We start from the raw sequence: 15,499 nt of genomic DNA, 5'->3' as shown, positions 1-15,499 counted from the left end.
GCGCGGTTGGTCACGACGAGGGCGAAGCGGCCGAGCGAGTCGGAGGTGACCGGCATGACCCCGCCGGGTCCAGCCGTGTCCGCCCCCTTATGGGAGGAGCTCTTCATGGGCACCGCTACGGCCCTGGCCGTCGATTCTGACGTCGTGACGTGTACGCTCGCCCCCCGCTACGACGCGGTGAAGACCGCGCGCGACTTCACCCGGAGCACTCTGCTGCACTGGGGCCTGGACGACCTCTTCGACGATGTGGCCCTGGTGGCCTCGGAGTTGGTCACCAACGCGCTGCGCCACGCGATCGGGCAGCCGACGCCGAGCGACCTGGCGGCGGCCTCCTGTCCGGGCGGCGTCATGGCCGGCTTCCCCGTACAGGGCGGCAGCGGCCGCTCCCTGGAGAGCCAGCACCCCGAGGTCCGGCCGAACTCCGAGGGCCGGCTGCCGATCCGAATAAGCCTGGTCCACCGAGCACCCCAACTGGTCTGCGCGGTCAGCGACCCGAGCAGCGCGGGACCGGTCACCCGGGAGGCGGACTTCGTCGCCGAGTCGGGCCGCGGCCTGCACCTGGTCGACTCCTTCAGCCGCTCCTGGGGCTGGCACCCGCTGGCCTCCGGGGCCGGCAAGGTGGTCTGGGCCCTGTTCCAGGCCGACGAGACGTCAGAAGGCGACTCCGGCCTGGCGCCTGACGCCCTGTCAGCGATGACCGCCGGACGCCACCGCCGCTCCGCCTAGGGCCGGTCCGGGCGATCTTGGCGCCCGGCAAGATCGCCCGGACCGGCCCTAGCCGTCGGCCGTGCGACGAGGGCGCGCCTCCCGGTCGACGGCCGGGGGGAGCCGAGCCCTCGCCCGGCCTTCCGCCGTCTTCGCGGCCGGCACTCGGCGCACCGGCTCCGCCCGCACCAACACCGCCCGCACTGATACCTGCCGGCACCGAGACTGGCCGCACCGCACCTCCCGGCCCCACCCCGCTCGGAGGCCGCACGACCGGCGGCCGCACATCCGGCGGCTCCTCAACCAGCAATCGCGCCTCCGGCGGCCACGCCAGGAGCGCGCACCGCGTGCCCGGACACGCCGAACGCCGTCGCGGCACCAACTCCCACGACGGCGCTTACTCGTATCGGTGGGCGCACTCGCCCATCAGGCCACCAGGTGGTCGAACTCCCCGTCCTTGACGCCGAGCAGCATCGCCGTGATCTCGTCGCGGGTGTAGATGAGCGCCGGCCCGTTCGGGAAGCGCGAGTTGCGCATCGCGACCGCACCGTCGGGGAGGGCGGCGAACTCGACGCAGTTTCCCTTGGAGTTGCTGTGCCGACTCTTCTGCCAGACCACGCCGTCGAGGTCCGCAGCCGCCATGCCGTTGTACGTGTGGTGCATAGAAATCTCCCAAGAGCCTGGAGTGCTCGTACTACGCGACGCCCGACCGCTCCGGCCGCCGGCCGCCTCCGGCTCGTACGGGCAGGGCTGATGCCTTACTACTCGTAATGATAACGCTAATGCACGTGCATCGGCATGTGATTTTGCGCGTGCAGAAGCCCGTACGCGAGGTGACCACAGCAGTCCTCCAGAACCCCTCCAGCCACACAGAACCGGACAACTGACGCCAAATCGCCCGACGATCAGTGACCTGGCGTCGGAGTACGGGCCGATAAGGCTGACCGGTTCAGCCATTGACACCGCTCCCCGGTGATCAACTTCGCAGCCAAACCCTCACACTCCGTCACATCAGCACCAGGCGGGGAGGGTTTTGCCGCGGCTTGTCCGGGTTGGCGGCCCGCACGGCACCGCCCCCTCCCCTTCTATGACGCGCGAGGAGGCCCGGCCGGATGCGGGGCGATCACGCGCATGTCCTACGATCTCCGGCATGAGCACTGCAGCCATCCCGGGCGCACCACTGCCCGTCCGCACGCCAGGCTCCCGCGCGCGGGGGCGCCACCGTCGGCCCGAGAGGCCGGAGGTGCCGGTCGGCGCACCGGCACTCGTGCTCGCCGTGCCCGCCGTGGCCACCCCGGCCGCGGTCGCGCTGGTGAACGAGCTGGTCTCGGTGATCCGCGGCGAGCAGCCCGGCATCGAGGTCGCCGCCGGCTGGCTGCCCACCGCCCCGGCGGCGGAGCAGGACCCGTACCAGGGCGAGCCGACCGCGAACGCGGACGAGGGCGCCGAACCGAACGAAACGAACGCACACCCGCGGTTCTGGCCGACCGCGACGGTCGAGGGCTTGATCGCCGGCGCCCTGGAGGCCGGCCGCCCGGCCCCGGTGCTGGTGCCGCTGCTGCCCGGCCCGCACGACTACCTGACGGACCTGCACTCCCTGGCCGCCGAAACCGGCGCGCTGCCGACCGAGGCGCTCGGCCCGCACCCGCTGCTGGCGGAGGCGGTGCACGTGCGACTCTCCGAGGCCGGCCTGGCCCGCGCCGACCGCGCCCGACTCTTCGCCATCACCACCGCGGCGGACGGCGTGGTGCTGACCACGGTCGGCGGCCAGGCCGCCGCCGATGCCGCCGGGATCACCGGCGTGCTGCTCGCGGCCCGCCTGGCGGTGCCGGTGGTGGCGGCCGCGCTGGACGTGCCCGGGTCGGTGGCCGCCGCCGTCGAGCACCTGCGGGCCACCGGTTCGCAGCGCCCGGCGCTGGCGCCGCTGGTGATCGGCCCCGAGGTCGAGGAAGAGCTGCTGGTCGCCGCCGCCGAGGAGACCGGCTGCCCGAGCGCCGCCGCACTGGGCGCCTACCCGACGATCGGTCAGCTGATCGCCTCGTCGTACCTGGCCGCTCTGCCCGCCCCGACCGCCGAGGAGGCGGCCGAGCGTGCCGCCGCGGAGCTGGCCGCCGCCGAGCGGGCGCTCGCCGAGGAGGCCGACGCGGGCGAGTGACGCGGTAGGAGAACGCGGCACACACTCAGCAGGACCGCTCCTGGCCCTGTCCACGGTGAACACCGGGGACAGGGCCAGTGGCGTGCCCCCGGGCGGCTGGTCCGCGCTTCCGGCTCCTCGACGAGCGCTCCGACGGGCACTCGACAGCCGCTTGGACGGCGCTCCGACGGGCGCTCGGCAGACGGTCGACAGACGATCGGCGGGCCACCGGCGGGCTACCCCCGCGGCCCCGCCCGGCCCCGCCCGGCCCCGGCGAGGTGGCGAGCAGATGACGAACCGATGACAAGCGGGGGCGTCCACGGCCGCGGCCGAGGGGGCGGCAGGGAGCGGTTCGCGGCGTCGTCCTGACGGAGTGACAGAAGGGGCAAATCGGACATTCAGTTGATGTCGACCTGTCACACCGCCCCGCGCCCCACCGGACTCCCACCCCGCTCGCCGACCCGTCTCCGGCAGTGAATTTCTCTGCTCACCCGGCCGCCGCCGACCCCGCGGAACGGACGGCCCATCAGCGTCCGAGCGCCTGAGGGGCCAGCACCTTCCGTGCCCGGCGGGCCAGTTGCCGACGCCGGGAGCCTCACTCCCCCGACACCCCCTCAGCTGTCACTCCGGGGCGATCTTGAAGCACTCGTGGAGCCGGTGTGATGGCCATCACAGCTGTTTGCGATTTCAACTTATCTCTGTCTAACGTGCTCCCCGTTCGTGGTCACACGGACCCAGCGCGCCGGACGCCTAGTCCTGCCACCGACCGCGCTGGCAGCGCGAAAACGCAGCCACGGCAGGAGCGGGGGAACCAGGTAAGCCGCCCAGGCGCCGGTCTTCGGACCGGTGATCGGGGCTAGGGGTGAAGCCGCGCAGCAGCGCGGCCGGGCAACTCCAGTCCGAATCCGACAGCTCACCTCGCAGGCGTAGGAGAGGATCGCGTCTTTATGCTGCCCACCACCGGCACGACCCGTCCGTCCCGCACCACCCGCCGGGTGATCGCCGCCACCGGTCTGCTGGGCCTCGGCCTGAGCCTGCCGTGCATCACCGCCACCACCGCCTCCGCCGCCTCGGTCTCCACCTGGGACAAGGTCGCCCAGTGCGAGAGCACCGGCGACTGGAGCATCAACACCGGCAACGGCTACTACGGCGGCCTGCAGTTCAGCGCCTCCACCTGGGCCGCCTACGGCGGCACCCAGTACGCCGCGCAGGCCAACCAGGCCACCAAGGACCAGCAGATCGCCGTCGCCGAGAAGGTGCTCGCCGACCAGGGCCCCGGCGCCTGGCCCGTCTGCTCCGTGCAGGCCGGCCTGACCCAGGGCGGCCCCGCCCCGGTCGTCAACACCGGCTCCTCCTCCACCGGCAGCACCAGCACCCCGGCGCCGAGCACCCCCGCCCCCAGCGCCCCGGCGCAGAGCACCCCGGCGCAGAGCGGCTCGACCCAGGGCTCCTCCGACCAGGGCTCCTCGAGCCACGGGAGCTGGGGCCACTGGAACCACTCCCAGGGCGACCAGAGCTACACCGTGCAGGCCGGCGACTGGCTCTCCACCATCGCCAACGCCCACCACGTGGACGGCGGCTGGCAGAAGCTCTACGACCTCAACAAGTCGGTCCTGACCCACGGCCCCGACGTCCTCTACCCGGGCCAGCACCTGTCCCTGGGCGGCTCGCAGGGCACCACCACCTCCGCTCCCGCCAGCACCCCGGCACCGGCACCGGCGCCGGCCCCGGCCGTGCCCGCCCAGACCACCGCCGCCACCAGCAGCGCCACCAGCGCGCCGGCGGCGAGCGGCTCGATGGCCGCGGCGATCAGCTTCGCCGAGTCCCAGGTCGGCCAGGCCTACATCTACGGCGGCACCGGCAACGGCGGCTGGGACTGCTCCGGCCTGACCCAGGCGGCGATGGCCAAGGCCGGGATCTCCATCCCGCGCGTCGCCGCCGACCAGGCCGCCGCCAGCACCCCGGTGTCGATGAACAGCCTGCAGCCGGGCGACCTGCTGTTCTGGTCGAACAACGGCCAGGACTCGGGCGTCTACCACGTCGCCATCTACGTGGGCAACGGCCAGTTCGTCGAGGCCGCCAACCCGAGCGCGGGCGTGAAGTACGAGACCATCGCCAACTACGCCCCGGACTTCGCCGGCCGGGTCTGATCCAGCCGGCGCGCGCGTAGTGAAGTACGCGTGGTGACCGACGCGTAGTGAAGTACGCGATGCCGTGGACGTAGTGAAGTACGCACACGGACGGACATGTGCCGATCGGCCCCGCCGATCGCAACCGCAGGGCAGCCAAGAGGGCCGTCTCCCCCCAGGGGAGACGGCCCTCGGGCGTGCCGGTGCGTGCCGCGGCCCGCACCGACCGCGAAGGGGACCCGCGGCCGTGGTGGACAGCACGCCGGACACCGACGGCTGACCCGCCCGCCCGGCACGCGCGTACGCAGCACTCGGCACGCAGCACGGCACGGCGCCGCGGGTCCGCTCGGAACCCGCGGCGCCGTGCCGTCGTGAGTGCTGTGCCGTCGTGAGTGCTGTGCTGTCGCGAGTGCTGTGCCGTCGTGAGTGCTGTGCCGTCGCGAGTGCTGTGCGGTGCCACCGTGCCGCGCCGCGCCGCCCGGTGGCGGCGCCCGTGCGGCCGGCTACTCCCCGCGGTGCGCGCGGGCCCCCGTGGAGCCGCGCACCACCAGCTCGGGCTGGAACATGAACTCGGCGCGCTGGCCCGACTCCCCGCCGACCTCCTCCAGCAGCGCGTCCACCGCCGCGATGGCCATCGCCTCGACGGGCTGGCGGATGGTGGTGAGCGGCGGGTCGGTGAAGGCCATCAGCGGCGAGTCGTCGAAGCCGACCACCGAGACGTCGCCGGGCACGCTCAGGCCGCGCTGACGCACCGCGCGGATCGCGCCGAGCGCCATCAGGTCGCTGCCGCAGATGATCGCGGTGCAGCCTCGGTCCAGCAGCACACCGGCGGCCGCGTGACCGCCCTCGACGGTGAAGAGGGTGTGGTGCACCAACTCCTCGACCTGCTCGGCCCCGAGCCCGAGCACCGAGCGCACCGCCGCCGTGAAGCCCTCGATCTTGCGCAGCACGGGCACGTAGCGGCGCTGGCCCACGGCCAGGCCGATCCGCTGGTGGCCGAGTTCGGCCAGGTGCTGGACGGCCATCGCCATCGCGGCCCGGTCGTCGGGCGAGATGAACGGCGCGGCGATCTTCTCGCTGTAGCCGTTGACCAGGACGAACGGCACCTGGCGGCCGGTCAGTTTGGCGTACCGGTCGTGGTCGGCGGTCACGTCGGCGTGCAGCCCGGAGACGAAGACGATGCCCGCCACGCCCCGCTCGACCAGCAGCTCGACGAGTTCGTCCTCGGTCGAGCCGCCCGGGGTCTGGGTGCAGAGCACCGGCGTGTAGCCGTGCCGACTGAGCACCTGCTCGATCACCTGGGCCAGCGCCGGGAAGATCGGGTTGCTCAGCTCCGGGGTGATCAGACCGATCAGACCGGCACTGCGCTGGCGCAGACGGGTGGGGCGCTCGTAGCCGAGCACGTCCAGCGCGGCCAGCACGGTCTGCCGGGTGGCGGCCGAAACGCCCGCCTTGCCGTTGAGGACGCGGCTGACGGTGGCCTCGCTGACCCCCGCCTGCGCCGCGATGTCCGAGAGTCGCGCCGTAGTCACGAGCCCAGAGCCTATTGCAACCATGTCAGACCGCCCACCAGCTGGTGGAGTCCGGAGCCAGCAGGCCCGGCTCGACCGTCCCGGCCGAGGCGAGCAGCAGGCGTCCGTGCGTCGGGTGGGCGACCGGCTCGCCGGTGGTGTTGACCAGGCAGACGAAGCCCTCGCGGCGGAAGGCGAGCACCCCCTGCGGGGCCCGCAGCCACTCCACCGAGCTGCCCGCGCCGAGTTCGGGCCGCTCACGGCGCACGGCGAGCGCGGCGCGGTAGAGCTCCAGGGTGGAGGCCGGGTCGCCGGTCTGCGCCTCGACGCTCAGCGCGGCCCACTCGGCGGGCTGCGGCAGCCAGCTGGGGCCGCCCTCGCTCGGGCCGAAGCCGAAGGGGGCGGTGCTGCCGGACCACGGGATCGGGACCCGGCAGCCGTCGCGGAAGCCGTCCTGGCCGCTGGCGCGGAAGAAGGAGGGGTCCTGGCGGACCTCGTCGGGCAGGTCGGTGACGTCGGGCAGGCCGAGCTCCTCGCCCTGGTAGAGGTAGGCGGAGCCGGGCAGCGCGAGCATCAGCAGGGTGGCGGCACGGGCCCGGCGCAGGCCGAGTTCGCGGTCGCCGGGGGTGCGGATCTGGGTGCCGCCGGGCGGGTTGGCGAAGCGGGTGGCGTGCCGGGTGACGTCGTGGTTGGAGAGCACCCAGGTGGCGGGGGCGTCGACCGGGCGCATCGCGGCGAGCGAGGAGTCGATCACGGCGCGCAGCTCGGCGGCGTCCCAGGCGGTGCCCAGGTACTGGAAGTTGAAGGCCTGGTGCAGCTCGTCGGGGCGCACGTAGTTGGCGGTGCGCTCGACGGTGGGGGTCCAGGCCTCGGCCACCGCGATCCGCTCGCCCGGGTACTCGTCCAGGATCCGGCGCCAGGCGCGGTAGATCTCGTGCACGCCGTCCTGGTCGAAGAAGGGCATCACGTCGTTGCCGAGCAGCTTGAGCTGGTCGTGGCTGCCCAGGTCGGGCAGGCCCGGGGCCTTGACCAGGCCGTGCGCGACGTCGACCCGGAAGCCGTCCACGCCCATGTCCAGCCAGAAGCGCAGGATCGAGCGGAACTCGTCGGCGACGGCGGGGCTGTCCCAGTTGAAGTCGGGCTGCTCGGGGGCGAACAGGTGCAGGTACCAGTCGCCCCGGGTGCCGTCGGGGTCGGTGGTGCGGGTCCAGGCCGGGCCGCCGAAGATGGACTCCCAGTCGTTGGGCGGCAGTTCGCCGTCCACGCCGTTGCCGGGGCGGAAGTGGTAGCGCTCCCGCAGCGCGGAGCCGGGGCCCTCGCGCAGCGCGCGCTGGAACCACTCGTGCTGGTCGGAGGAGTGGTTGGGGACCAGGTCCACGATGATCCGCAGGCCCAGCGCGTGCGCGTCGCGGATCAGGCCGTCCGCGTCCAGCAGGGTGCCGAACATCGGGTCCACCGCGCGGTAGTCGGCCACGTCGTAGCCGGCGTCGGCCTGCGGGGAGGCGTAGAACGGGGAGAGCCAGACCGCGTCGACACCGAGGTCGCGCAGGTAGGGCAGCCGGCTGCGGACGCCGGGCAGGTCGCCCATCCCGTCGCCGTTGGCGTCGGCGAAGCTGCGCGGGTACACCTGGTAGATGACGGCGTCCCGCCACCAGCCTCTGGAACCGCCGCCGAGGGCGGCGCAGGCGGTGGTCGGCCGGGTGGTGTCGGCCAGGTTCTGGGTCATCAGGCAGATCCCTCGGGGACTAGGTGGCGTGCCGGCGACTCGCGCGAATGGGCGCTCGACGCACGCGCAAAAGGCAGAATACTGGTAGGAGTTGACTGTCCGTCAGGACTTCTGTCAGGACGTCTGTCAGGATTTCCGCCTGGACTTCTGTCAGGACGTCTGTCTGGACTTCCGTCAGGACTTCGCGGCACCCGCGGTCAGCCCGGCGACCAGATGCCGCTGGACCAGGTAGAAGAAGGCCGAGGCGGGGATCGCGATCAGCACCGCGGTGGCGGCCATCAGGTTCCACTGGCTGTCGTGCTGGCTGACGAAGGTGGTCAGGCCGACGGCCAGGGTGTACTTGTCGGAGCTGAGCATGAAGGTGGAGGCGAACGGCACCTCGGCCCAGCAGGTCAGGAAGGTGTAGAACGCGGCCACCGCCAGGCCCGGGCGGGCCAGCGGCAGGATCAGCCGCCAGAAGGTGCCGAACGGGCTGAGCCCGTCCACCCGCCCGGCCTCGTCGATCTCCAGCGGGATGGTGTCGAAGTAACCCTTCAGCAGCCAGGCGCAGTACGGCACCACGGTGCCGGCGTAGACCAGGATCAGGCCGCCGTAGCTGTCCAGCAGGTTGAGGCCGGCCAGGATGTAGTACATCGGCACGATCAGCACGGCGATCGGGAACATCTGGGTCACCAGCAGCGACCACATCAGCGGGCGCAGCCCGGGGAAGCGCATCCGGGAGACGGCGTAGCCGGTGCTGGCGGCGATCATCACGCCGAGCACGCAGGTGCCGCCGGCCACCAGCAGCGAGTTGCCGAACCAGGTGAGGAAGTCGGTGTGGTTCAGCACCTGGGAGAAGTTGGCGAAGCTCGCCTTGTGCAGGATCCCGCCGGGCTTGAGGTAGTCGGTCTCGTCCGGGCCGAGCGCGATGTACGCCAGCCAGAGGACCGGGAAGACGGCGACGAAGGCGGCCAGCACCAGCACGCCGTGGGTGAGCACGGAGGCGGTGCGGCTGCGCTCGCCGCGCCGGCGGACCCGGCCGGCGCCGGCCGGCCGGGTGCGCGCCGAGGGGCGGGCCGGGGCGGGGGCGGCGAGGTCGGTGGTGCTGGTCCTGGTGGTGCTGGTGGTCATCTGAAGGCCTTCCGTTCCTGCGTGCTCTCGTGGCGGTGGTGCGGACCGGCCGTCAGATGGCGGTCTGGTCGTTGCGCTTGAGCCAGCGCTGGTAGAAGCCCGTGAAGACGATCAGGATGGAGAGCAGGATGATTCCGTAGCTCGCCGACTGGGCGTAGTCACGCGGCTGCTGGCCGAAGCCCAGCTGATAGGCCCAGGTCACCAGGATCTGCACGTCAGGGGCGTTCATGCCGAACAGCAGGTAGATGATGGCGAACTGGTTGAAGGTCCAGATCACGCCGAGCAGCACCACGGTGCTGGAGACCGAGCGCAGGCCCGGCAGCGTGACGTGGCGGAACTGCTGCCAGGCGCTCGCACCGTCCATCTCGGCGGCCTCGTAGAGCTCGGCGGGGATCGACTGCAGGCCGCCGAGCAGCGAGAGCATCATGAACGGCACCCCGCACCAGGTGTTGACCAGGATCGCGGCGGTCTTCTGGGCCAGCGGGTCCTCCAGCCAACTGGGCTGGGGCAGGTGCAGCGAGCCGAGCAGCGTGTTGACCAGGCCGCCGTCGGCGAGCATCAGCCGCCAGGAGAAGACGGTCACGAAGGTGGGCACCGCCCACGGCACGACCAGCAGCATCCGGTAGGCGGTGCGGCCGCGCAGCTTCTGGTTGAGCAGCAGCGCCAGGCCCAGACCGGTGCCGACGGTGAGGGTCACGCAGAGCACGGTCCACTCGATGGTCCACACGAAGTGCGACCAGAAGCGGTCGTAGGAGCCGGGGCCGAAGAGGATGTCGGAGTAGTTGTGCAGCCCGACGAACGTGAAGGTGTCGGGGATGTGGTTGACCCCGACCGTGTGGCCGACGTTGAGGCTGTTGGCGTCGGTCAGGGTCAGGTAGATGCCCCGGCCCAGCGGATAGGCCACCAGGACGCCCAGCACGATGACCACCGGTGCCACCATCGCGTAGGCGTACCAGTACTTGCTGTACGAGAGCTTCAGGCGCTGCGCCAGGGCTGCCATGGGGGTGACACCTTCTTGGGAGGACGACGTGCGGGGCGGGGCGGTCGGACGGGGCAGCGACCGCTCGGCCCGCCCCCGTGGCGGGCCGAGCGGAGGGGCTGACTACTGCTTGGCGAAGTCCGGCAGGATCTTGGCGTAGTCCTGCGCGGTGGCGTCCAGGCCGGCCTGCACACCCTTCTGACCGGTGGCCACCTGGGCCAGGTTGGTGCCCAGCGAGGTGAAGAGCGAGGCGTACTCGGGCAGCGCCGGACGCGGCTGGGCCGACGACAGGATCTGCTGGAAGCCGGCGATGCCCGGGTCGGACTTGACGTCGGCGGTGAAGGCGTCGGAGCGGGTCGGCAGGGTGGAGTTCTTCTCCGCGATGAACGACTCGCTGTCGGCCGAGGTCATGAAGGCGGCGAACTTCTCGGCTGCGGCCTGGTGGGCGGCGTCCGAACCGGCGTAGACCGCGATGTTGTGGCCGCCGGTGGGGGCGCCGGCCTTGCCCGTGGAGCCGGCCGGGACGGCGGCGATGCCCAGGTTGGTGTGGTCGGTGAAGGCCGAGCCCTTGTAGATGTTGGTGATCTCCCACGGGCCGTTGATGATCGCCGCGACCTTGCCGCTGTTGAAGGCGTCCATCATGTGGGCGTAGCCGTCGGAGGTGATGTCGGCCTTGACCGTGCCGGGCGCGGTGAACAGCGACTGGTAGGTGTTGATCGCCTTCACGGCCTCGGGCGAGTTGACGGTGATCTTCTTGTTGGCGGCGTCCACCATGTCGCTGCCCTCGCCGAAGAGCAGCGGCATCGCGTAGTAGCCGTCACCGGCCCGCATCTCGAAGCCGTCGACGCCGGTCTTGTCCTTGACCGTGGCGGCGTCGGCCTTCAGCTCGTCCCAGGTGGTGGGCGCGGCGGTGATGCCGGCCTTGGCGAAGAGCGCCTTGTTGTAGAGCAGGCCCAGGGTGTCGGTGACCAGCGGCACGCCGTAGGTCTTGCCCTGGTACTGGGCCTGCTTGATCAGGCTGGGCTGGAAGACGCCGGCGTTCGGCAGCGCGGCGGTGCCGTCGAGCGGGGTCAGGTAGCCGCCCTTGGCGAAGGCGGCGGTCCAGCCGACGTCGGAGCGGAAGACGTCCGGGGCGCCCTTGCTGCTCATCGCCGTCTGCAGCTTGTTCTGCGCCTGGTCGAACGGCACGTTGACGAAGTTGACCTTGATGGTCGGGTTGGCCGCCTCGAACTTCTGCACCACGGCCTGGTAGTTCGGCGCCTCGTTGGTGGCGTTGGAGGTGTCCCAGTAGGTGATGGTCACCGGGCCGGAGGCCGAGGACGAACCGGAGCCGTTGCTGCCGCAGGCCGCGAGAGAGACCGCGAGGGCCGCGACAAGGGCGGAGGCCGCGATGCCACGCCGCATGAGAACTCCTTGGGGAAAGGGGGGTGGGGGTGGGGTGCCCGGGCCGGGGGACGGGAGCGCATACTGGCCCCCTGACACCGACCGCACCGGGTGTCGGCGCCGGGCTTGTGACCAGGAACGTAACAGCGCCGCAAGGCGCTTTGAAAGTTCTTGCAGCGGTTTTCTGCAAGAACTGGTTGATCGTTACATCCGCGTGTCCGGAGAGTTGCCGTCGCGCGTCTTGACCCGCAGGGCGGTCCTTGACAGCACCGGGGCCCTGGCCATGGGATTGGTCCGGACCGCCCCCACCCCATGGGCGGGTCTCGCCCTGGCCGGCGCAGTCCAGGGCGTCAGTCGCTCAGGAGGCGCAGATGGCGTACTACCGCACCGTCGGCACGGTGCCGCCCAAAAGGCACACGCAGCACCGCAACGAGGCCGGCGGCCTCTACTACGAGGAGCTGATGGGCGAGGAGGGCTTCTCCTCCGACTCCTCGCTGCTCTACCACCGCGCCATCCCCTCCGCCCTGGTGGACAGCCGGATCTGGGCGCTGCCGGACGGCAAGCCGGAGCCGAACCACCCGCTGAAGCCCTTCCACTTCAAGCTGCACGACCTCTTCCCGGGCGAGCAGTGGCGGCAGACCGACGCGGTGCGCGGGCGCCGGGTGGTGCTCGCCAACGCCGACGTGCGGATCGCCTACGTCGCCTGCGGGGCGCCCTCCCCGCTCTACCGCAACGCCATAGGCGACGAGTGCGTCTACGTGGAGTCCGGCAGCGGCACGGTCGAGACGGTCTTCGGCTCGCTGGAGGTCGGCCAGGGCGACTACGTGGTGCTGCCCCGCGCCACCACCCACCGCTGGCTGCCGACCGGCGAGCAGCCGCTGCGGTTGTACGCGATCGAGGCCAACAGCCACATCACCCCGGCCAAGCGCTACCTCTCCAAGTACGGCCAGCTCCTGGAGCACGCGCCGTTCTGCGAGCGCGACCTGCGCGGGCCGGTGGGGCCGCTGCTGGCCGGGGACGCCGAGCGCGACGAGGACACCGAGATCTACGTCAAGCACCGGGGCAACGGCTCCTCGGGCATCGCCGGCACCGTCTTCGTCACCCCGACCCACCCCTTCGACGTGGTGGGTTGGGACGGCTGCCTCTACCCGTACGCCTTCAACATCAGCGACTACGAGCCGATCACCGGCCGGATCCACCAGCCGCCGCCGGCCCACCAGGTCTTCGAGGGCAACAACTTCGTGATCTGCAACTTCGTGCCGCGCAAGGTGGACTACCACCCGCTCTCCATCCCGGTGCCGTACTACCACGCCAACGTGGACAGCGACGAGGTGATGTTCTACTGCGGCGGCGACTACGAGGCGCGCAAGGGCTCGGGCATCGGCCAGGGCTCCATCTCGCTGCACCCCGGCGGGCACACCCACGGTCCGCAGCCCGGCGCCTACGAGCGCTCGATCGGCGCCGAGTTCTTCGACGAGCTCGCGGTGATGGTGGACACCTTCCGCCCGCTGGAGGTCGCCGAGGGCGGGCGGGCGAGTGACGACGGCAAGTACGCGTGGAGTTGGAGCGGGCGCGGCCCGCAGGACGGTGGCAAGCAGCAGTGACAGCCCTCCAGAGCTGGGTCCCGGTGCCGGACGGCTCCGACTTCCCGGTGCAGAACCTGCCCTACGGCGTCTTCACCCCGCGCGGGTCGGCCGAACCGCGGGTCGGGGTGGCGATCGGCGCGTTCGTGCTCGACCTCTCGGCGGTCTGGGCCGGCACCCCGCTCGGCGCCGACCTGGCCACCGGCTCGCTCAACCGGTTCCTGCGCCGGGGCCCGGCCGAGTGGGCCTACGTGCGCGAGCGGGTCACCGACCTGCTGACCACCGAGGGCGAGCGACGCCTGGTGGAGGCCAACCTCCACCGGATCGACCAGGTGAAGCTCCACCTTCCGGTGGAGGTGGCCGACTACGTGGACTTCTACGCTTCGGAGCAGCACGCCACCAACCTGGGCCACATCTTCCGGCCCGACGGTGAGGCGCTGCTGCCGAACTGGAAGCACCTGCCGGTCGGCTACCACGGGCGCGCGGGCACCGTGGTGGTCTCCGGCACCGAGATCCGCCGCCCGAGCGGGCAGCGCAAGGCGCAGAGCGACCCGGCACCGGTCTTCGGCCCCTCGGTGAAGCTGGACATCGAGGCCGAGCTCGGCTTCGTCGTCGGCGCCGGCTCGAAGCTGGGCGAGCCGGTGGACGTCGACGACTTCGCGCAGCACGTCTTCGGCGCCGTACTGCTCAACGACTGGAGCGCGCGCGACATCCAGGCCTGGGAGTACGTGCCGCTCGGCCCGTTCCTCGGCAAGTCCTTCGCGACCTCCATCTCCCCCTGGGTGGTGCCGCTGGCCGCGCTGGAGGCCGCCCGGGTGGCCACCCCGGTGCAGCAGCCGCAGCCACTGCCCTACCTGGTGGAGAAGGAGCCCTGGGGGCTGGACATCGACCTGGCGGTGCGGCTGAACGGCTCGGTGGTCTCCCGCCCGCCGTACGCCGGGATGTACTGGTCGCCGGCCCAGATGCTGGCGCACACCACGGCCAACGGCGCCTCGCTGCGCACCGGTGACCTCTACGGCTCGGGCACGATCTCCGGCCCCGAGGCGGACCAGCGCGGCTCGCTGATCGAGCTGACCTGGAACGGGCGCGACCAGCTCACCCTGCCGGACGGGGAGAGCCGGACCTTCCTGCAGGACGGCGACACCGTGACGATGACCGCCACCGCACCGGGCGCGGACGGCGTGCGGATCGGGTTCGGCGAGGTGAGCGGCACCATCACCGGCTGACGCACCGACAGCGAAGCGGCCGGCCACCCCATCCGGGGTGGCCGGCCGCTTCGCTGCGCCCGCTCCCACCGCCCCCGCTCCGCATGGAACTCTTCTCATCGACCTCACAGGAAGATTTGCATACCCGTAACATCATCTACCCGGCTGGCTGCCCTAAAGTTGTCGGCGCGCCGTCAAACAGGCGCATCCCCACCGCAGTTCGCGCGACACCGACCCCCTCCTCTCGCCCCCAAGGGAGCAGCCATGTCCGCAACTCCTCGCCGTACCCTGGCCATCGCCGCCGCACTCACCGCGGTCCTCGGCAGCGCCGCGCCCGCCCTCGCCGTCGGCGCACCCGCGCTGGTCAACGCGCCGATGGCGGTCGCCTCGCACCACCTCACCGCGCACGGCGGGACCGTCAACAGCACCAGCAGCAACTGGTCCGGCTACTCCGCCACCGGCTCCAAGTTCACCAGCGTCAGCGCCAGCTGGGTGCAGCCGGCGGCCAGTTGCAACGGCGACGACACCTACTCCAGCTTCTGGGTCGGCCTCGACGGGGACGGCAGCAACTCGGTCGAGCAGACCGGCAGCGAGGTCGACTGCTCCGGCGGCTCCCCGCAGTACTACTCCTGGTACGAGATGTACCCGGCCTACCCCGTGAACTTCAGCAACACGGTCCGCCCCGGCGACCACTTCACCGCCTCGGTCACCGAGAGCGGCAGCGGCGCCTTCGTGCTGAAGCTCTCGGACACCACCCAGGGCTGGTCGAAGACCGAGAACAAGACCCTGAAGAACGCGGCCCTCGCCTCCGCCGAGGTCATCGCCGAGGCGCCGTCCGACTCGAGCGGCGCCCTGCCGCTGACCAACTTCGGCAAGATCAACTTCACCTCGGCCACCGCCAACGGCCAGCCGATCGGCAACTTCTCGCCCGACCAGATCACCATGGCCAGCGGCGGCACCACGCTGGCCAGCACCTCCGCCCTGAGCGGCGGCAACGCCTTCTCGGTGACCTGGAAGGCCGAGGGCTGACCACC

Annotated in this window: 12 protein-coding genes and 1 riboswitch; of the genes, 6 read left to right on the top strand and 6 right to left on the bottom strand. The window is 71.6% G+C overall.

What is annotated here, in order from left to right; translation table 11 throughout:
• Positions 1-105: 105 nt before the first annotated feature.
• A complete protein-coding gene (locus OG455_RS35035; protein WP_266300310.1) occupies positions 106-726 on the top strand; it encodes an ATP-binding protein in 621 nt (206 codons plus the stop codon).
• A 405-nt stretch (positions 727-1,131) separates the two neighbouring features.
• Here the strand turns inward: OG455_RS35035 and OG455_RS35030 are convergent, their stop codons facing one another.
• Entirely contained in the window at positions 1,132-1,368 is a 237-nt protein-coding gene (locus tag OG455_RS35030; protein WP_266300309.1) for a DUF397 domain-containing protein, read from the bottom strand.
• A 487-nt stretch (positions 1,369-1,855) separates the two neighbouring features.
• Here OG455_RS35030 and OG455_RS35025 point away from each other — a divergent pair, with 487 nt between their 5' ends.
• Positions 1,856-2,860 carry a hypothetical protein gene (locus OG455_RS35025; protein ID WP_266300308.1) on the top strand — a complete coding sequence of 335 codons (1,005 nt, stop codon included), beginning with the start codon at positions 1,856-1,858 and terminating at the stop codon, positions 2,858-2,860.
• A gap of 755 nt (positions 2,861-3,615) precedes the next feature.
• Positions 3,616-3,779: riboswitch (cyclic di-AMP (ydaO/yuaA leader) on the top strand.
• A 7-nt stretch (positions 3,780-3,786) separates the two neighbouring features.
• Positions 3,787-4,989 carry a transglycosylase family protein gene (locus OG455_RS35015; protein WP_323185625.1) on the top strand — a complete coding sequence of 401 codons (1,203 nt, stop codon included), beginning with the start codon at positions 3,787-3,789 and terminating at the stop codon, positions 4,987-4,989.
• A gap of 482 nt (positions 4,990-5,471) precedes the next feature.
• Here the strand turns inward: OG455_RS35015 and OG455_RS35010 are convergent, their stop codons facing one another.
• The 5 genes from OG455_RS35010 to OG455_RS34990 form a co-directional block, all read right to left on the bottom strand.
• Positions 5,472-6,524, bottom strand: coding sequence for a LacI family DNA-binding transcriptional regulator (locus OG455_RS35010; RefSeq protein ID WP_266300307.1), 1,053 nt, complete (start codon positions 6,522-6,524; stop codon positions 5,472-5,474).
• Between the two features lies 1 nt (position 6,525).
• The gene (locus OG455_RS35005; protein ID WP_266300306.1) at positions 6,526-8,205 is read right to left on the bottom strand and encodes a glycoside hydrolase family 13 protein; all 1,680 of its coding nucleotides are present in this window, start codon (positions 8,203-8,205) and stop codon (positions 6,526-6,528) included.
• Positions 8,206-8,379: 174 nt separating this feature from the next.
• Positions 8,380-9,315 carry a sugar ABC transporter permease gene (locus tag OG455_RS35000; RefSeq protein WP_266300305.1) on the bottom strand — a complete coding sequence of 312 codons (936 nt, stop codon included), beginning with the start codon at positions 9,313-9,315 and terminating at the stop codon, positions 8,380-8,382.
• 52 nt (positions 9,316-9,367) lie between these two features.
• A complete protein-coding gene (locus OG455_RS34995) occupies positions 9,368-10,315 on the bottom strand; it encodes a carbohydrate ABC transporter permease (RefSeq protein WP_266300304.1) in 948 nt (315 codons plus the stop codon).
• A 102-nt stretch (positions 10,316-10,417) separates the two neighbouring features.
• Positions 10,418-11,698: an extracellular solute-binding protein gene (locus OG455_RS34990; protein WP_266300303.1), complete on the bottom strand. Its 1,281-nt coding sequence runs from the start codon at positions 11,696-11,698 to the stop codon at positions 10,418-10,420.
• A gap of 350 nt (positions 11,699-12,048) precedes the next feature.
• Between OG455_RS34990 and OG455_RS34985 the strand changes: the two genes are divergently transcribed.
• The 3 genes from OG455_RS34985 (at position 12,049) to OG455_RS34975 (ending at position 15,494) form a co-directional block, all read left to right on the top strand.
• Complete coding sequence (locus OG455_RS34985) at positions 12,049-13,281, top strand: homogentisate 1,2-dioxygenase (protein WP_266300302.1); 1,233 nt, start codon at positions 12,049-12,051, stop codon at positions 13,279-13,281.
• On the top strand, positions 13,278-14,486 hold the full coding sequence (gene fahA / locus OG455_RS34980) for a fumarylacetoacetase (protein ID WP_266300301.1): 1,209 nt from the start codon (positions 13,278-13,280) through the stop codon (positions 14,484-14,486). Before OG455_RS34985 ends, fahA begins: the two co-directional genes overlap by 4 nt.
• A gap of 243 nt (positions 14,487-14,729) precedes the next feature.
• Positions 14,730-15,494: a G1 family glutamic endopeptidase gene (locus OG455_RS34975; RefSeq protein WP_266300300.1), complete on the top strand. Its 765-nt coding sequence runs from the start codon at positions 14,730-14,732 to the stop codon at positions 15,492-15,494.
• Positions 15,495-15,499 lie beyond the last annotated feature (5 nt).

Source organism: Kitasatospora sp. NBC_01287, from assembly GCF_026340565.1.
GTDB lineage: Bacteria > Actinomycetota > Actinomycetes > Streptomycetales > Streptomycetaceae > Kitasatospora.
This window is presented reverse-complemented; position numbering and strand designations above follow the sequence as displayed.